Here is a 17,971-nt window from a genome sequence, read left to right on the forward strand (position 1 = left end):
GTCGAGGGCTTATCCTATCTTCTATACGCGATGATTCGTTTCGGATTCAGTTTTCAGGTGATTGACACCTGTCAGGGGTAGCTTGTACCAAGGAATTCATTTTCTTGTACAAGGTACGACGAAGCCTAGGCTTCGACAACTAAGGTTTGGTGATGATGGCGGAGGGGTTCCACACGTACCCATCCCGAACACGACCGTTAAGCCCTCCAGCGCCAATGGTACTTGGACCGCAGGGTCCTGGGAGAGTAGGACGTCGCCAAGCGAATGAAAAGACATGATCCATTTTGGATGATGTCTTTTTTTGTATTCTCATAACCGATGGAACTTTGGGAGATTTAAAGCATGTTGTTATTTGGACATTGTGTTTTACGTATGATGTCATTAGTATGAACTGTAAGATGTATATAGAGAGTAGAAAAAAGCGTATACTCATTAATACATAATAACTTTTGAAATAGTCATGAAAAAAGGCAATTCAGAACGATTTGGCTGATAATATAGTTAGTATTATATTCATCTATAGCTTATTATAGTGAGCTTATGTTTACTGGGGCGTGTCTTCAAACTGCTTTACAGATCGTTCGATACGGGTGATTTGCGTCAGATTAGGCTGTACAGGGCTTATTTCTGACATTTGTGAACAATAAAATGATGCGTAAGATCGTTTGAAGACACCATCTAGTAGGCTGTCTCAAATAAAAATCAGGTTCACACATACCTAAACGTGTTCATTGTCAAGCAATTATGAACTAGGCATACCGTGAATTTATCCGAGACAGCCTACTAGCTTATTCGAGTAGCTTATCGCTTTACATAGTAAGTTGAATATTAACTAATATAATAGGATACGTCATCTTTATTTAGTTTGATCATGCCATCTTTGCGTTGTCTGGATAGGCGGAGCAGGATGAGCAGACGAGGCAGACAAAGCCATATATGCCATACGACTAATGAGATGGAAAAAGAGACAGGCAGCCACATAAACAGAACGGCGGTAAAACAGAGTCCTATCCAGGTAGTATGTAGCAATACGCGGCGGAATGTTGAATAGCTCATATATTGATCAGGCAAGTAACCGATCCACGGGTAGTGGAATTGGAACCGCCATTTTTTGCGCAGATGATTAACGGTCATAATTAATACAGAGCGTGAAATAACAAATTGAATCCAGAGTACGAGCGGGAACGATAGTAGCCAGAAACTGATACTTTCCCAAGAAAAAAAGTAGATTTCTGCTACTAATGCGAGTATAGGCAAAAGCAGATACGTCCAAAACCATAGCCGAGTGATATTCCATTTTTTGATAAGTTTATATTGATAAAAAGTTGCGTTTGGTTGCGGCTCTACTGCCATAGAGGATAGTCCACCTTTCCGGTAAATGTAAAATGCATATGGCATATGTTCAGCATTGCAGTGAGCCATAAATAAAGTGAGGACATATGTACAAAATATATGCGTAAAAGTAAGCATTAATGAAGCAAGCGTGATGTCTATCTATCCATTTTATGATAAAGTCGCTGCTTCCACTATGCATAAAAATGATAAGAAAATATGTTCTATATCGAGCAGTATTCAATATGTATATCGGCTTTTGGCTTGATCTACATAAGGAACTTTAGAATCATTTCTTTTCCAGAATCGGATTGTCGAAATGAAACTGTTCGTCGTCTATACGATGTTCATTTCATATGCTAGTGGACTGACCAGCTTACATTCAATGTCTGATTGACTATATCTTAATGAAAAAACACTGGAATCGTAGTAGGAGAACATCGCTGCTTTGCAATAGCAAACTACTTATTTAACGCTAGTAGCTTGTCTCAAATACATTTTAGGTTTATACTCTGCTTATCTTCTATTCAGAAATAAAGGAGAGAGCCACGATGAATAAAAAATTCGAAGTGCGTTTATCGGACGAACACCGCAAGAAAATTCAAAAGATATTGGAACATCCCAAAACCTGTGCAGGTTTGCGTAAACGTTGTCTCATCTTAATTCAAGCGGATGAAACGCAAGGCGTACCGGCGACCCAAGCGGAAATTGCCAAGCGCTGTCAAACGACGGAAACAACCGTAGGGAACGTCGTTCGCCAATTCGCACAGGACGGATTGGCGGCTACGCTGCGCTACAACTATCCCCAAACACCAGGACGCAAGCCCAAAGTGACCGGCGAGATCGAAGCGCGAATAGTTGCGTTAGCGTGCGATACGCCACCAGAAGGGTTTGCGCGCTGGACCCTTCGTCTGCTCTCCCAGCGGATCGTAGAACTGGAGATTTTGCCGATGGCGAGCAAAGATTTGGTGCGCCGGGTGTTAAAAAAACGGAACTTCAACCTCATTTAAAGAAACAATGGTGTATTCCGCCACGGTATTCCAGTGAATTTGTTGCGTGCATGGAACGGGTACTGGGCGTGTATACTCGACCGTGCAACCCAGACATTCCGCTCATCTGCATGGATGAAAAACCGTTTCAATTGCGCAGCGATTCGCGTCCCGCCTTGCCGATGAAATCGGGGCAGGTACGGCGAGAAGACTACGAATACGAACGTCAAGGAACGTGTCGTCTCTTTCTGTTCACGGAACCCCTAGCCGGTTGGCGGCGGGTGCAGGCACGCAAGCAACGAACGAAAAAGGACTGGGCTTTGGAAATTCAAACGTTGCTGGACGACGACTATCCGAATGCGAGTCGTGTTTGTTTAGTGATGGATAATTTGAACACCCATACGCTGGGTTCGCTGTATGAAGCGTTTGATCCCGAAACCGCGTATGCGTTGGCGCGTCGGTTGGACATTTGCTACACACCAAAGCATGGGAGTTGGCTCAACATGGCTGAGGTGGAGCTAAGTGCGTTAACATTGCGCTGTTTAGATCGACGAATCGGATCGCTAGATGAACTGCACCAAGCGGTCTCGGCTTGGGCGCGCCAACGAAACCACAACGAGAAAACGATGAATTGGCAATTTACGGCGAAAGATGCACGCATTCGATTGAAGCATCTATACCCTAAATTTAATTGATACAAGCTACTAGTAGTTTGTATCAATTAAATTTACAGTTTGTCGATCCAACAATGGCTTGGTGCTGAATCGATTTAGGGACGTTTAAACACAATTTTCATTTGAGACAACCTACTAGTAACTTGTCTTAAATACATTTACATTTTGTTGATCTAGCCAGCGCTTGGTGCTGAATCGATTTAGGACGTTTAAACACAGTTTTCATTTGAGACAGCCTACTAGTACTCTGACCGTTTTAAATATATCGTTTAAAACGGTGCAGATTACTGCTACAAATAAGGATATATAGTGGATTCAAAGCTAATATTGAAAACAGTCAAGGTACTAGAGGGTGCTTTGTAAAGAATAGTAACTTTATGATGAAAGCGATTGTTCAAGTTTGGCTCTGCTATAATTATAATAAGGTTCAAGGGAAATCCACAATAAATTTATATAAACAGATAGCAGGAGTATTATGAATAATAACAAGTTCAACAAACAGGAACTTTTTTCTCAACCTCATTTTCAACATCAACAGTCTAGTGCTGACATACATGCTGGCGTTCGTGCCCCTTTGTATGAACGGTTAATTCAGTATGCCCGATCCGGCAATCGAAGTTATCATGTGCCTGGACATAAAAATGGAGCGGCATTTACTCAGCTCGCCGAGCAATCGGATGCGGCGTTTTCGCTTGATTATGTACGTCAGTCGTTACGTCTGGATGTGACTGAAATCGAGGGTACGGATGATCTGCATCATCCAGAAGGGGTTATTCAGGAGGGACAGCAGCTTGCTGCGCGCTGTTTTGGAGCAGAGGAGACGTACTGGCTTGTTGGCGGCAGCACTTCCGGCAATTTGGCTTTACTGTTATCGGTCTGTCAGCAGCCGGGCGATCTGATTATCGTACAGCGTAATGTGCACAAATCGGTCATTCATGGTTTGATGTTGGCAGGCGCGCAGGCTGTATTTTTGGCACCGGAAATCGAGATTACCAGTGGGCTTGCTGTCGTTCCTTCTGCAGAGACGGTTGGGCAGGCATTGGAGCGATATCCGAATGCACGGGCTGTACTTTTGACTTCACCGAATTATTATGGCATCGGTATTGATCTGACTGCGATTGCTCGCCATTGTCATGAACGGCATATTCCATTGCTCGTGGATGAAGCACATGGTGCGCATTATGGGCATCATCCACGTTTTCCGCAAAGTGCATTGGCGGCAGGAGCAGACGGTGTTGTACAGTCGACACACAAAATGCTATCCGCCATGACAATGGGAGCGATGTTACATGTGCAAGGAAAGCTGCTTGATCGGGAACTGCTGCGCCAGCGGCTGACAATGATTCAAAGCTCTAGCCCATCGTACCCGATTATGGCTTCGCTTGATCTGAGCCGCTATTGGTTGGACTATGCAGGCAGTAATTGGTTTGAAGCGGGGTTGGCTGCACGTGATCATGTAGTAGAACAGCTGGCAACAAGCGGACGGTATAGCGAAGTGGGAAGTGAACGGACGGTAGGGGATAAGCCGGTTGATGCGGGGCGAGAAAATAGTCATTTGAGCCGCTTTGCTATTGTTGATGTTGGTTCATCGGCTGTCGGTCATATGTATTCATCCAAACAGTCGAAACAGTCGCTATCCGCACAAGATCGATCATCTCAACAGTTGGAGTCAGAACAGTCTGCCCAACTACCTTATTTGCATATGGATCGTTTGCAGCATTGCAATGGAGAAACTGTTACCGAATCTTATATTGATCCAAACGGCATACACATTGAGCAAGACCCGTTTAAGCTTGTTTTGTATGATCGTACCGGTCAATTATCTGGTCAACAGCTGCAAAAGCAACTGGAACGGCATGGTTGTATACCGGAAATGAGCGATGAGCGTTATGTGGTGCTTGTGTTTAGCGTCGGCTCGCAAATGGAAGATGCGACCCGTTTGCTCGATGCACTCGTCTGTATCGCTGCGGATACGGCGGTTGAAAGGGAAAACTATGGAGAGCCGCAAAGTTTATCATTATCGCAAACATCGCGCTCGGATGATCTCGTGTCCACTCCGTCCAAGCGAGTGTTGTCTTCATCATTTTTAGATGCCAATAAGGTATGGGTATCATCGTTGTCAGAGCCGGTACATTTTCATTTGAAACCAACATCGGAGCAGCACATAGAAACGATCCCATTGGAGCAGGCGTCAGAGCGTAAATGTGCGGAAATGATTATTCCGTATCCGCCAGGTATTCCTGTATTGTATGCAGGGGAAACGATCAGTGTGTCACTGCACCAGCGGCTACTGCAATTGCGCCAGCATAATTTAAAAATACAAGGGGCTGCTGATGCTTCGCTGGCAACGATTCGGGTATATCGTGTAGATTTGGATCGCGCGGGTAAATAAGATGTGTAATAATTGAATGGAGTACGTAGTAAAAACGAATCGGCAACAAGTCAGTTTGCAGTGTGAGTATAAGTATGAATGTGAAATGAACAATGGATACGTGTAATCTTCAGTGCTATTCTAGCGGTAGCTTGATTTAGGAAATTCGTTTGCCTAAACTCTGGTTTATTAACTAAGGCGGATAAGAGCTAGACATGCTATGAATGAAAGTTGGAAACGATACTAGGCGGTGTCTTCAAACGATCTTACGCATCCAAATATAATTGTATAAAAACATATTGCTATACAGCATAACATCTACAATCGATTAATTGCAGAAAGCAGGAATAAACGTATGACAGCAAAAGGATTATTTATTGCGATTGAAGGGATGGATGGAAGCGGCAAGACGAGTCAGCTTGCTCATATCGTACAGTATTTAACAGAGCGTCAGATTCCATTTTTATCGACTAGGGAACCGGGTGGGATTCCGGTGTCGGAGCAGATTCGCAGTGTAATTTTGAATGTGGATAATGAGATGAGCGGGCTAACGGAGTGTTTGTTATACGCTAGCGCAAGGCGGGAACATCTGCTGCAAAAGGTGTTGCCTGCGCTTGAGGCGGGCCAGCTTGTCATTTGCGATCGGTATGTGATGTCATCGCTCGCTTATCAGGGCTATGGACGGCAGTTGGGCAAAGCGGTGCTTGATATTAACCGGATGGCGATTGAAGTGGATGGCAACGAATACTGGGCGGATATGAATCTGTATATCGAAGTCAAACCAGAGGTCGGCTTACAGCGTATTATGGCAAAAACGACCGATCGTGAAATTAACCGTCTTGATCTGGAAGCGATCGATTTCCATCATCGTGTCTATGGCGGTTATCAGCAGTTGATTGCCGATTACCCGGAGCGTTTTGCAGTCATAGATGGAGAACAATCGCCGGAAGCGGTCTTTGTCGATCTGCGTGAACAGCTTGATCGTCTGATCGATGGCTGGTTATCTTCGACATCGACAACAGAGTGAGTTAGCAGACTGAAACAGGGTAATTAAGGGATAAAGGCGACTTTAGTATTTACGGTTCCGAAACATGAGGTGCAATCAAAAAAGGTTTTTATGTAGCAAAAGACTGTGCGTCTCCCGCATAGAAATCTATAATTTCCTCCTACGCGGTAGATTCCGATGCGAGACGGGAATCCGTCTCCTTATTGTATACCGTAGTGGCGGCTGCACTAACGCGCCAGGTTTGCGTATATGCACAGTACGCTGACCAGCTTAAATGTACTGTCTGATCGACGCCATTGTATGAACCTATACCTACCTGTATCACACCATGAATTTCTCTAGGCTATACTCTCAGTATTAGCACGGTCAGCCTAATAGTAGATTGTCTCAAATGGAAATGGTGTTTAAACGTACCTTAACCTATTCATCATCAAGCAATGGTTAGATCGACAAACCGTAAATGTATTTGATACAAGCTACTAGTACTCTGACCGAGATTAATGTAAGTGTTGAAGCTGGAACAAGCTATTATTTATCAGGATTCCAGTGCATGGTCAAAATTAACATTTAACTTGGTCAAGGTACTAGGTGGTGTCTTCAAACGATGCTACGTCTCATTTTATTGTTCAAGTTGATCGCGTTTTAAGTGAGTGGAGCTGCGTATACGTATACAAGCGTAATCTAATGAAAAAAAAGCATCGCACTGCTTAAGAAGCAGTTTGAAGACACGCTCTAGTTTGCTGCCCTAAAATGCAACTCCTACGGAAAAGCCAGCAAGGCTGGAAACGGTATAATTTCAACATTGTTCCATGAAAGCCGCAGCAATTAAAGGATATTGTGACGGTTATGTCAAATAAGAAATAGACGTATTGGTTGAATTTTGCTAAAGGAGGCTATAACGATGAAACTGATTATAGCGATCGTGCAGGATAAAGACAGCAATCGTCTGTCCGGAGAACTGGTAAAAGCCAATTTCCGTGCGACCAAGCTGGCGAGTACAGGCGGATTTTTGCGTGCGGGTAATACCACGTTCATGATCGGTGTGGACGATAGCCAGATTGAAGCGGTGCTGGACGTAATCCGTAATAGCTGTAAAATTCGCGAACAATTGGTTACGCCAGTTACACCAATGAGCGGAACGACCGATTCGTATTTGCCATTGCCGGTCGAAGTGCAAGTCGGTGGAGCGACCGTGTTTGTACTGCCTGTTGAACGATTTGAGCACTTCTAAGCCGACGTTCACGGTTTCCGTGTAATGTATTCGCTGATTAAGGACAGATGCTGTCGTATGCGGTAAGCGATGCAATCGCTATCGAGCGCATACACAGCATATGCCCTGGCGAAAAAATAACACTTGTTTGCAATTTGATGAATCAAAGTGCGTGTTTAATAGTATAATAAAACGAGGAGAAGGATCGGGTACCATTATGGAACCGATCCATCTTTATTATAAAGCGATGTATCAAGTGGCAAAATAAACGAAAAATTGCGAATCAGAGCGGATTTTTTCATTTTCCTATTCGCAAAACATTCATTTTGAACGATACTGATTATAAGAGCCTATAACGGTTGCTACTATGACTTGCATAACATTCGGCTTGTCTGCCTATCCGGTTTGATAGACAGATTGATGCGTGTATGAATATATAGATCGGTATATGGAGAGGAAGATCATAATGAAAATTAATCCCGGTTATCCTCCGTTAAAAAGCAATTCGGTCTTATCGGAGACGCCAACGAAGACCGTGCAGCAAAAAAACTTCTCAGATGTGCTGCAAAATCATGGTACACATGCAACAAATGATGAAATTCAGCGCCAGTTCAAGGCGATTCAGCTACAAGGTGATCGGCTCGCCAAGTCGATGACATTGCGTGAGCTGAAAGCGTACCAGATGCTGGTCAAACGCTTTTTGGAAGATACGGTACGTCGTGGTGTAAAGCTCAAAGATACGCAGAGCTTTGACCGCCGTGGACGCAGCCGCAAATATAAATTGCTCGATGAAGTCGATTCCACCTTGCTTAGTATGGCGGAGGAGCTGCTTAGCAGCGAAGAAGGCCGGATTGAGTTATTGCAGCGTATGGGCGAAATTCGCGGCATGCTGGTCAATTTGCTGTATTGAGTCATGGTTGTAGGATAAGGAGGCAGTATGTCTTTTCAAGAAATTATCGGGCAGGAAACCGCCAAAAAAGTGTTGCAAAATGGGCTACGTCAGCAAAAAATATCGCATGCATATCTGTTTCACGGCCCGGCAGGCAGTGGACAATTGAAGATGGCGCTTCAGTTTGCCAAAGCGCTAGTCTGTCTGGAAAAGAGTGACGATGCGTGCGGGCATTGCATCGAATGCCGCAAAATGGAGCATGGCAATCATCCTGACTTTCTGCTGGTGGAGCCGGATGGCAACTCGATCAAAATCGATCAAATCCGCGAATTGCAGCGGATTTTTTCATACCGTTCGGAAGCGGGCAATCGTAAAATTTACATTATTCAAGCTGCCGACAAAATGACGGTGCAAGCTGCCAATAGTTTACTGAAATTTTTGGAGGAGCCACCTGCACCGGCGGTCGCGATGCTGCTAACCGACAATGTACAGTCGATCTTGCCAACGATTCGTTCGCGCACACAGCCGGTATTGTTTACGGCGGTTGATCCGAAGCAGATGATGCAACTACTGGCGGATGAAAACTACCCGTTACCGCTCGTTCGCTGTGCGGTTCAGCTCGTATCCGATCCTGAACAATGTCGAAACTTGCTTGCCGAGAATTGGTTTGCAGAAATAAGAAACGTAGTGTTACAATTAGGGAAGGAATCTGCCTCCAGAGGGAGTATGAGCCTGATTACTGCACAACAGAAACTATTCAAAGGCGGGCTGGGCGATCATATCGACCGGGTATTTGATCTGTTCCATTTATGGTTCAAAGACTTGATTCATATCCAGATTGGTCAGCACGAAAGTATTGTTTTTATAGATCAGTTAGAGTCTCTCACCAAGGTGGCTCACACCCGCAGCATGCAGCATTGGATTTCCTGTATGGCGCTTGCTGCCGAATGTAAGAAAATGCTTCGCTCGAACGTGAACGGGCAGCTATGTATGGAGCAATTTCTGATCGGGGTAAGCGGCTAAGGTATAGAAGAAACTTCTATATAGGACGGACCGTATACATCATGCGGAATTACATCTGATGAAAGAGCCATGACTTTTTCGAAATACGCCGTGTCCGTGCAAGCTAATGTGTGTATGCAAACGTAATTCGCCTGTTCGACTGAAGCCCGCTTACAGCTCGCATAGAGGGTTTTAAACGAACGATAGCAGAGTAGCGGCGATATTAGCGGCTCACTCCCAGTTTGCTTACACGCCGTAGAAGTTATTGTTATATTGCTTTTGCATCTGTAGAAGTAGTATTGACAAATGAGGAGGCTTTTCTTTTGTATAACGTAGTAGGTGTCCGCTTTAAAAAGGCGGGTAAAATATATTATTTTGATCCGCTCGATTTTGCAATTGAGAGCGAAGAACATGTTATTGTCGAGACGGCAAGAGGGATCGAGTATGGTAAGGTAGTGATCGGACGCAAGCAAGTCAAGGAAGATGATGTGGTGCTGCCGCTCAAAAAGGTAATCCGTATCGCCGGTCAAGAAGACGCGCGTGTAGTAGAGGAAAACCGGAGTGCTGCCAAAAATGCATTTGCCACTTGTCTCAAAAAGATCAGGGATCATCAGCTCAAAATGAAGCTGGTCGATGTGGAGTATACGTTTGACCGTAATAAAATTATTTTCTATTTTACGGCAGAGGGACGTGTCGATTTCCGTGAGCTAGTTAAAGACTTGGCAAGCATTTTCCGTACCCGTATCGAGTTACGTCAAATCGGCGTACGGGATGAAGCGAAAATGCTAGGCGGTATCGGCCCATGTGGACGGATTTTGTGCTGTTCATCCTGGCTTGGCGATTTTGAGCCTGTATCGATCAAAATGGCAAAAGATCAAAGTCTATCGCTTAACCCGACTAAAATTTCAGGTTTGTGTGGACGTTTGATGTGTTGTCTTAAATTTGAGCATGACAATTACGAAAGTATAAAGGAAGAACTCCCGGCTGTCGGTAAATTTGTCGTAACCTCGCTTGGTGAAGGCAAGGTTGTAGGCATTAATGCGGGTTCACGAACGGTTCATGTTCAGATCTTTGAAATTAGTAAGGTCAAGGAACTGCCGTTTGATGAGGTCGTAGTGAAGTAAACCGTCAAAGGCTGCGTTTGAGGTGGAAATTTGGAAAAGAAAAATCTTTTTGAGTATATTCATGAACTGGAGACACGGATGAACCATATGCACGGGGATATGGGCAGGCTTAAGCTGGCAGTTAAAGAATTACTGGAAGAAAACCAGCGCCTGACGATTGAAAATGAACAGCTACGTCGTGTATTAAAAAAAGAAGTGCCCGGCGAGCCGGAGCCGCTACAGACTCAGACTGTAGAAATACTGGCTGACGCGCATTTGCACAATCATCCGTATCCGGAAGTGGTCGGTGAAGGTTATGACAATCTTGCCCGGCTATATCATGAAGGATTTCATATTTGCAATGTATATTATGGCCATCTGCGTACAGAAGGCGACTGTCTGTTCTGTCTGTCATTTTTGAACAAATCCGAATAATGCGAACCAAAGCCGCAGATTATGTCTGCGGCTTTAGCGATGTTGAAAGGAAGCAGCAAACGTGGAACAACAACCGATAAAAGAAACATGGCTACAGGAGGGCGAGCGATTGGACGATCTGCTCACCCATCAACTGCATATTATTCAAAGCCGCGAGGTGTTTAGCTTTTCGATGGACGCGGTATTGCTTGCCCGCTTTGCGGCTGTACCGCCACGCGGACGGATTATCGATCTGTGCACAGGCAATGGCGTCATTCCGCTATTGCTAAGCACACGCACAAAAGCAGCGATTGAAGGGGTAGAGATTCAGGAGCGGCTGGCGCATATGGCTCAGCGCAGTGTGGAGATCAATCAATTGCAGCAGCAGATTACGATTCGACTACATGATTTGAAAGAGTTGCCGCTTGAAGGCGAGCATGGTGTATATGAGCTAGTAACAGTCAATCCGCCGTATATGCCAATGAACGGCAATGACATGAAGCTAAATCATCATCAAGCGATGGCGCGCCATGAAATCGGCTGTACGCTGGAAGATGTCATTCGTACCGCAGCCTCTTTGCTTAAAAATGGCGGCAAGCTGGCGATGGTTCACCGCCCGCAGCGACTGGTCGACATTGTGACGTTAATGCGCAGTCTCGGCGTGGAACCGAAACGGATTCGCTTTGTGCATCCGCGTCAGCATATGGAAGCGAATATGATATTGGTGGAAGGTATACGCGGGGGGAAACCGGATTTGCGTATTTTACCCCCATTGATTGTATATAATGAGCATAACGAATACGTGCCCGAAATTATGGATATTTATTACGGGCAAAAGGAGTCATTATGAGCATACAGGTGCACAAAAGTTTTGAGCATGCGGAAGGAGAGCGGCAGCCTGGCGCATTGTATCTCGTAGCGACGCCGATCGGCAATCTGGAAGATATGACGTATCGAGCGGTACGCACGCTGCAGGAATGCGATATAATCGCTGCTGAAGATACACGGCAAACACGCAAATTACTCAATCATTTTGAAATTACACCGAATAAGCTCGTTAGTTATCACGAGCATAACAAACAAGCTAGCGGCCCGGAGTTAGTGCGGCTAATGGTGGAAGGGCAGACGCTTGCACTCGTAAGCGATGCCGGCTTACCGGCGATTTCTGATCCAGGGCAAGAGCTTGTACAGCTTGCGTTAGCGCAAGGGATTCGCGTTATTCCGATCCCCGGAGCGAATGCAGCATTGTCTGCGCTGATCGCCTCCGGTCTATCGACGGAGCGATTTACGTTTATCGGCTTTTTGCCACGAGATCAGCGCGGACAGGCGGAGATTTTAAAAGGAGCGCGTGCGGCAGAAGGCACATTGTTATTTTACGAGTCACCGCATCGTGTGCGCAAAACGCTACAATCGATGTTGGAGCATGTCGGTAACCGCCAAATTGTGCTTGCACGTGAGTTAACGAAGCGCCATGAGGAATGGTTGCGCGCTACAATTGAAGAAGCGCTCGCTTGGTTAGAGCAACATCCGCCATTAGGTGAATACTGCATCGTATTGGAAGGGCAATCAGCAAGCGAAGCGCTAGCAGAGGCAAATGAGTGGTGGCAAACATTATCGATTGTCGAGCATGTGGCGCATTATGAGCAGACAGAGCAATTGTCACGCAAAGATGCGATGAAGCGCACGGCGAAAGATCGTCAATTGTCCAAGCGTGACATTTATCAAGTGTTGTTGGAGGAATAGTCGTTTGGATAAATCAGGGCGTATAAGCTCTGATTTACAGTTTAGACTGTGCTGATAATTGTTGCTGCAAAGCGACCTATATATTAATAGAAGAAACTCGATCAGATCGTTCCTATGCAACGGTCAATTTTGAGCAATAAAAAGGAATCTGGGATCGTCCAGGTTCCTTTTTGCGTGCCAGATTGGACTACTATGTGAAAATCGGTATAATGTCAGATAGAGGAAAACAATTACAGACAGCAAAAAAATACCTTTACCCGAACAAGTCGGATAAAGGCACAAAGGAGATATTAAAAGGTTAGAATTAACAAAATTTATCGTTCTAACTTTAGTATAACTTATTTTGATTATTTTGTCACAGGAACTGGAATTTCGGAGATACATTCATTGCAGACGATTTTGCCTTTGAAGTAAGTTACATTTTCAGCATTACCGCAGAAAATGCAAGCTGGCTCGTATTTTTTGAGCATAATGCGCTCGCCATCAACGTAAATTTCCAGTGCGTCTTTTTCACCGATACCGAGTGTACGGCGCAGTTCGATTGGAATAACAACACGGCCCAGCTCATCTACTTTTCTTACAATACCTGTCGATTTCATCATGATAATCAATCCTCTCAAATGTGTTTGTATAATAGGCGTAAGTTCGCTTGTTAAATAGGGTTCGTAACGGCTGTTCCCGTCAAACAGAAATGAAGTAAGCTATGATAGCAGCTACAATACTTCTCCAGCTGGTTAACGCCAGGATGCAATTATTGAACAAGCATTCATGTTTGACATGTCATCTTTCGACAAAGTTCTATCTTTTATGATATTCATAATACCAACGTTTCCCAAATCAGTCAACATAGAAATTACACGAAATTGTCTATTTCAGCATAAAATCACAAAATTTTTTCGCGATTAAGACGTTTTATGTTATATTTCTACGATATGATGGGCATATATGGCATTTGTCGATTTGGAAATCACTATCGATCATATAACGACACTGTTCGACACTATTGATATCGCTTACGCTCGCATATTCATCAAATTAAAAATAATAGCTACAATCAAGTTTCGTAAAGGAGCGTTAGGTATGAAACCGATACAGCCTTTGGATGAAGAAAAAGTGTTCAAGGACCCTGTTCATAATTATATTCACGTGCAAGACCGGTTAATCTGGACGTTAATCAATACGCCAGAATTTCAGCGTTTGCGTCGTATTCGGCAACTGGGCACATCGTATTTGACGTTTCATGGTGCTGAGCATAGCCGGTTTTCACATTCGCTTGGGGTATATGAAATTACGCGTCGCATCATTTCGCAGTTTGAGCGCAGCGGGTATGAAGATTGGCCGAGCGAGGAGCGCATCGTTGCACTCTGTGCGGCTTTGCTGCATGATCTTGGGCATGGTCCGTTTTCGCATTCGATTGAGGAAGCGTTCGAGATGAATCATGAGGAATGGACGTGCCGGATTTTGCTAGAGGATACGGAAATTCATCGTGTGCTTGAAGATGTGGAGCCTGGTTTTTCGGAAAAGGTAGCTGCTGTCATTCGTAAAGATTACGACAAAGCGGTCGTCGTTAATCTGGTATCAAGTCCGCTTGATGCGGATCGGATGGATTATTTGTTACGTGATGCGTATTTTACCGGTGTCAATTACGGTACGATCGATATGGATCGCATCATTCGTGTGCTTCGTCCGCATAATGGACGTGTAGTTGTAAAAGAAACAGGGATGCATGCGATCGAAGACTATTTGATGTCCAGATATCAGATGTACTGGCAAGTATATTTTCATCCGGTGACACGCAGTTCGGATATCGTATTACGGCATATTTTCCACCGTGCCAAAGAACTGTTCCATAACGGCTACAATTTCACATTTTTACCACATCCGCTACCTGCGCTGTTTCGTGGCGAATTAAATGTAAATGAGTATTTGTTGCTAGATGAAGCGCTTGTGCAGACGGCATTTATGCAATGGACGCTTGAAAAGGATGAAATTCTCGCGGATGTATGTACGCGTTTTATGCAGCGACGGTTATACAAATATGTAGAAACCGAATTGATCGATCTCGATACGATCGACCAGATTCGCCGTGAATTTCAGCAAGCCGGTTTGCATCCGCAATACGATCTGGAGATCGATTTTCCGACCGATTTGCCATATGATGTGTTCCGTCCGGGTGATCCGAAAAAGGAAAAGCAGATTTTGCTACTGGATCGCCAAAACAAAGTGCAGGAAATATCCGAGGTGTCTGATATCGTACGCTCAATCAGCGGTATCCATCGCGGACGCTATCATTTGTATTTTCCACAGGAGAAGTTGGAAAGGGTAAAACATAAACTGTCACGGGAAGTGGCGGACATTTTTGAGGATAAACTGGGCCCAGCACAGATGGAGTTTGAAATATAAAAAATGTATGAAGGCGATGAAAAAGTGGCAGGAATACACTTATAAAACCAACTATAAAGGAGCGTACAACCGATGTTGTTTGATACACATACCCATTTGGATTCCAAAGATTTTGATGAAGATCGCGAGCAAGTGATCGAACGTGCTTACAATAACGGGGTAACCCGAATGGTCAATATCGGATTTGACCGTGAAACGATTCCGACGACGATGCAGTTGGTAGAACAGTATGATTTTATTTATGCAGCGGTAGGCTGGCATCCGGTGGAAGCGATCACGATGCAGCCGGGCGATCTGGAATGGATTGCATCTTTATGCAGTCACGAAAAAGTGGTCGCAATCGGCGAAATCGGACTTGATTATCATTGGGATAAATCACCCAAAGACATACAGCACCGTGTGCTGCGCGAACAAATCGGGCTGGCACGCGAGCTGAACATGCCGATCGTCATTCACAATCGTGAGGCGCATGAAGATATCGTGCGGATTTTACGCGAAGAAAAAGCGAGCGAGGTCGGCGGCATTATGCATGCGTTTTCCGGCAGCTGGGAAACGGCGCAAATGTGCCTTGATATGGGCTTTCATATTTCGTTTGGTGGGCCGATTACGTTCAAAAATGCCAAGCAGCCCAAAGAGGTGCTCAAACAGGTGCCGATGGATCGTTTATTACTCGAAACAGACTCCCCTTATTTGACTCCACATCCCTATCGCGGAAAAAGAAATGAATCCGGATATGTGCGTTTAGTCGCTGAGACAGCTGCCGAGCTAAAAGGAGTATCTCTGGAAGAAATTAGTGAAATTACTACAAAAAATGCGTTGGCATTATTTGGCATTCAATGAAAACGGGAGAAAAACCACTGAGAAAACGAGCTATCCGGATATATGAATGAATTTTAACGAAAAAATGCTGAAATGTTACAAGTTTTTAACCACTTTTTAAGAAAAATGGAGTTGCCTCCTGCTTTACAGTGAGGTTGTGTTCGAGATATCATTTCATCAGTGATTTAATCTTGTTGTTTATACACGAGATTCCATGATTCGGTCTCGCTGAGTTTCCTACATAGGAGAACGGGGGAACCAACAGCTGTCTTCATTCACTTTAAACCGGCAATACCGGAAGGCAGATTGTATGATTCCTGACACAGGGTCTTTGGGGTGAATTGAGGCTACTTGCGCCATGAGCGAAGGACGTCTCACAGGGTACCATCTACATGCAGGTAGTAATTATCCGAACCCGACAGCTAACCTCGTAAGCGATGCAGAGGCAACCTCTCATTTTCTAAGTTTCCGGAAGACACATCGTCGGGAAGCCAAGGAAGAGTTGCTCTTGTACTTTTCCCTAGGCTTTTTTGTTTTGTGCAAAAGGAAGTCATCGAAAAAGAGAAGACCCGGTTTTCACTATCCGGGATCGGTATGCCGCTTGGACTGACCATGGCGCAGGCATTTTCAGCCAGAACAAAATACCGCCATACGCCGGTATTTAAACTTCAGTCGTATCACGCCTGTGAAAATTCTGATATAGTCGCGTCTATAATACACTTTCTTTACAGCAAGACGGCGAGACTATGTAAGGAGGACGGAAGAAGTGGGAATTGCTCCTTTCAAAGAAACCCATGGTTCACGCTCATCCAGCATGTCTTACGCGCTGCGTTGGAAGCAAAAAAATCTACGCTCTGTACTGCTCACTTCGCTGGCAGTCGTTGTGGTCATTGCCATGGCACTGTGGCTTATGTACACGCAGTCAAGCAAAAATATTTACGTCGTGATCGATGGTAAAGCACATATGGTGGAAACCCATAAGCTGCAACTTTCCGATCTGCTGGCGGAACAGAACATTAACGTAGCGCCCCAGGATAAAGTATCAATGCCGATGAACGGAGCAATCCAGAATGGTGATAAAGTATTTATCAACCATGCGGTAGCTGTAAATCTTCGTGCAGATGGTTACATTAAGCAGGTGTACACAACAGCCGATACGGTGGGCAGTGCACTCGATCAACTGGGCATTAAACTCGGTCCCAAAGATAAACTGGACCCGCCAATCGAAGCAGCCATTAAACCGGATATGGACATTCGTGTGACGAGAACGACTTCGGTTACGAGCGAACAAGTTGTCGAAACACCGTACCAAACGATCGAAAAGAAAGATGGCGATTTGCTGAAAGGCAAAACCAAAGTCGTTCAAGAAGGTCAAAATGGTAAAGTCGTCCAATATATCGAAAAAGTGTTTGAAGACGGAGAATTCGTCTCCAAACAAATGGTTAACAAAAAAACCGTATCTGAAGTGAAAGACAAAATCGTAGCGATCGGTACGAAAAAAGAAGAGCCAAAGCCTGTAGTCGTCAGCGAATCGGCTAGCTCTGACTCGTCTCGTTCTGAATCATCCGATTCGTCTGGCTCGGATTCACGTTCAAACAAAGACTTCTCTTATGCCAAAGTATTAAACAATGTGACGCTGACCGCCTATTCCTCTCAAGAACCGGGTCTTGGTACACGTACCGCATCCGGCACACGCGTGACGGAAGGACGGACAATCGCTGTCGATACAGACGTGATCCCGATGGGATGGTGGGTCTATATCGAAGGCATCGGTTACCGCCGTGCGGAAGATACCGGCAGCGCCATTAATGGCAAAAAGATTGACGTATATATTGATAGTCTGACGCAGGCAAGAGAATTCGGACGCAAAACCGGCTATACGGTTTATGTGATCGGCCCGGTCAAACCTTAATTTGACGGTGTAAATCGGTTGCCTGTGCTGGCACAACTGTTATATGATATAAGTATTATTAACCACGAGCGTATATGGAACCAACAGAGAAGGGGATCATTCCC

16 protein-coding genes, 1 rRNA gene and 1 riboswitch are annotated in these 17,971 nt (G+C 44.8%); of the genes, 15 read left to right on the plus strand and 2 right to left on the minus strand.

The window, feature by feature from the left end:
- Window positions 1-145: 145 nt before the first annotated feature.
- Window positions 146-262: ribosomal RNA gene (rrf, locus tag U1I11_RS20965) — 5S ribosomal RNA — on the plus strand.
- 566 nt (window positions 263-828) lie between these two features.
- Here the strand turns inward: rrf and U1I11_RS20970 are convergent.
- Window positions 829-1,353 (minus strand): hypothetical protein, encoded by a 525-nt coding sequence (locus tag U1I11_RS20970; protein ID WP_322908037.1) that lies wholly within the window; start codon window positions 1,351-1,353, stop codon window positions 829-831.
- A gap of 530 nt (window positions 1,354-1,883) precedes the next feature.
- On the opposite strand from U1I11_RS20970, the gene U1I11_RS20975 reads away from it, so the two are divergent.
- From U1I11_RS20975 to rsmI, 11 genes are all read left to right on the plus strand, one after another.
- The gene (locus U1I11_RS20975; RefSeq protein WP_322908038.1) at window positions 1,884-2,342 is read left to right on the plus strand and encodes a helix-turn-helix domain-containing protein; all 459 of its coding nucleotides are present in this window, start codon (window positions 1,884-1,886) and stop codon (window positions 2,340-2,342) included.
- A gap of 14 nt (window positions 2,343-2,356) precedes the next feature.
- The gene (locus tag U1I11_RS20980) at window positions 2,357-3,016 is read left to right on the plus strand and encodes an IS630 family transposase (protein WP_322908083.1); all 660 of its coding nucleotides are present in this window, start codon (window positions 2,357-2,359) and stop codon (window positions 3,014-3,016) included.
- A gap of 454 nt (window positions 3,017-3,470) precedes the next feature.
- Window positions 3,471-5,387 carry an aminotransferase class I/II-fold pyridoxal phosphate-dependent enzyme gene (locus U1I11_RS20985; protein ID WP_322908039.1) on the plus strand — a complete coding sequence of 639 codons (1,917 nt, stop codon included), beginning with the start codon at window positions 3,471-3,473 and terminating at the stop codon, window positions 5,385-5,387.
- 334 nt (window positions 5,388-5,721) lie between these two features.
- A complete protein-coding gene (gene tmk, locus U1I11_RS20990) occupies window positions 5,722-6,393 on the plus strand; it encodes a dTMP kinase (RefSeq protein ID WP_322908040.1) in 672 nt (223 codons plus the stop codon).
- Window positions 6,394-7,273: 880 nt separating this feature from the next.
- Window positions 7,274-7,603: a cyclic-di-AMP receptor gene (locus U1I11_RS20995; RefSeq protein ID WP_322908041.1), complete on the plus strand. Its 330-nt coding sequence runs from the start codon at window positions 7,274-7,276 to the stop codon at window positions 7,601-7,603.
- A gap of 445 nt (window positions 7,604-8,048) precedes the next feature.
- Window positions 8,049-8,492, plus strand: coding sequence for a YaaR family protein (locus U1I11_RS21000; RefSeq protein WP_322908042.1), 444 nt, complete (start codon window positions 8,049-8,051; stop codon window positions 8,490-8,492).
- Window positions 8,493-8,519: 27 nt separating this feature from the next.
- Entirely contained in the window at window positions 8,520-9,494 is a 975-nt protein-coding gene (gene holB / locus U1I11_RS21005; RefSeq protein ID WP_322908043.1) for a DNA polymerase III subunit delta', read from the plus strand.
- Window positions 9,495-9,796: 302 nt separating this feature from the next.
- Complete coding sequence (locus tag U1I11_RS21010; protein WP_322908044.1) at window positions 9,797-10,597, plus strand: PSP1 domain-containing protein; 801 nt, start codon at window positions 9,797-9,799, stop codon at window positions 10,595-10,597.
- Between the two features lie 30 nt (window positions 10,598-10,627).
- Window positions 10,628-11,011, plus strand: a complete 384-nt coding sequence (locus tag U1I11_RS21015) for an initiation-control protein YabA (RefSeq protein ID WP_322908045.1) — start codon at window positions 10,628-10,630, stop codon at window positions 11,009-11,011.
- A 61-nt stretch (window positions 11,012-11,072) separates the two neighbouring features.
- A complete protein-coding gene (locus U1I11_RS21020) occupies window positions 11,073-11,840 on the plus strand; it encodes a tRNA1(Val) (adenine(37)-N6)-methyltransferase (protein WP_322908046.1) in 768 nt (255 codons plus the stop codon).
- Window positions 11,837-12,733: a 16S rRNA (cytidine(1402)-2'-O)-methyltransferase gene (rsmI, locus tag U1I11_RS21025; RefSeq protein ID WP_322908047.1), complete on the plus strand. Its 897-nt coding sequence runs from the start codon at window positions 11,837-11,839 to the stop codon at window positions 12,731-12,733. Before U1I11_RS21020 ends, rsmI begins: the two co-directional genes overlap by 4 nt.
- A gap of 347 nt (window positions 12,734-13,080) precedes the next feature.
- Here the strand turns inward: rsmI and U1I11_RS21030 are convergent, their stop codons facing one another.
- Window positions 13,081-13,335, minus strand: a complete 255-nt coding sequence (locus U1I11_RS21030; protein ID WP_017815545.1) for an AbrB/MazE/SpoVT family DNA-binding domain-containing protein — start codon at window positions 13,333-13,335, stop codon at window positions 13,081-13,083.
- Between the two features lie 478 nt (window positions 13,336-13,813).
- Between U1I11_RS21030 and U1I11_RS21035 the strand changes: the two genes are divergently transcribed.
- The 3 genes from U1I11_RS21035 to U1I11_RS21045 all read left to right on the plus strand — a co-directional run bounded on the left by U1I11_RS21035 (window position 13,814) and on the right by U1I11_RS21045 (window position 17,867).
- The gene (locus U1I11_RS21035) at window positions 13,814-15,136 is read left to right on the plus strand and encodes an HD domain-containing protein (protein WP_322908048.1); all 1,323 of its coding nucleotides are present in this window, start codon (window positions 13,814-13,816) and stop codon (window positions 15,134-15,136) included.
- A gap of 72 nt (window positions 15,137-15,208) precedes the next feature.
- Window positions 15,209-15,976 (plus strand): TatD family hydrolase, encoded by a 768-nt coding sequence (locus U1I11_RS21040; RefSeq protein ID WP_322908049.1) that lies wholly within the window; start codon window positions 15,209-15,211, stop codon window positions 15,974-15,976.
- A gap of 195 nt (window positions 15,977-16,171) precedes the next feature.
- A riboswitch (cyclic di-AMP (ydaO/yuaA leader) is annotated at window positions 16,172-16,407 on the plus strand.
- Window positions 16,408-16,721: 314 nt separating this feature from the next.
- Window positions 16,722-17,867 (plus strand): ubiquitin-like domain-containing protein, encoded by a 1,146-nt coding sequence (locus U1I11_RS21045; protein WP_322908050.1) that lies wholly within the window; start codon window positions 16,722-16,724, stop codon window positions 17,865-17,867.
- The last annotated feature ends 104 nt before the right edge of the window (window positions 17,868-17,971 follow it).

It is taken from the genome of Paenibacillus campi (assembly GCF_034659835.1).
Classification (GTDB): Bacteria; Bacillota; Bacilli; order Paenibacillales; family Paenibacillaceae; genus Saccharibacillus; species Saccharibacillus campi.

What these genes read in the sequence shown, in the direction of transcription:
- U1I11_RS20975 (WP_322908038.1), top strand. Translation starts at nt 1,884, where the DNA reads ATGAATAAAAAATTCGAAGTGCGTTTATCGGACGAACACCGCAAGAAA.
- U1I11_RS21035 (WP_322908048.1), top strand. Translation starts at nt 13,814, where the DNA reads ATGAAACCGATACAGCCTTTGGATGAAGAAAAAGTGTTCAAGGACCCT.
- rsmI (WP_322908047.1), top strand. Translation starts at nt 11,837, where the DNA reads ATGAGCATACAGGTGCACAAAAGTTTTGAGCATGCGGAAGGAGAGCGG.
- U1I11_RS21000 (WP_322908042.1), top strand. Translation starts at nt 8,049, where the DNA reads ATGAAAATTAATCCCGGTTATCCTCCGTTAAAAAGCAATTCGGTCTTA.
- U1I11_RS20970 (WP_322908037.1), bottom strand. Translation starts at nt 1,353, where the DNA reads ATGGCAGTAGAGCCGCAACCAAACGCAACTTTTTATCAATATAAACTT.
- U1I11_RS20985 (WP_322908039.1), top strand. Translation starts at nt 3,471, where the DNA reads ATGAATAATAACAAGTTCAACAAACAGGAACTTTTTTCTCAACCTCAT.
- U1I11_RS21040 (WP_322908049.1), top strand. Translation starts at nt 15,209, where the DNA reads ATGTTGTTTGATACACATACCCATTTGGATTCCAAAGATTTTGATGAA.
- tmk (WP_322908040.1), top strand. Translation starts at nt 5,722, where the DNA reads ATGACAGCAAAAGGATTATTTATTGCGATTGAAGGGATGGATGGAAGC.
- U1I11_RS21030 (WP_017815545.1), bottom strand. Translation starts at nt 13,335, where the DNA reads ATGATGAAATCGACAGGTATTGTAAGAAAAGTAGATGAGCTGGGCCGT.
- holB (WP_322908043.1), top strand. Translation starts at nt 8,520, where the DNA reads ATGTCTTTTCAAGAAATTATCGGGCAGGAAACCGCCAAAAAAGTGTTG.
- U1I11_RS20995 (WP_322908041.1), top strand. Translation starts at nt 7,274, where the DNA reads ATGAAACTGATTATAGCGATCGTGCAGGATAAAGACAGCAATCGTCTG.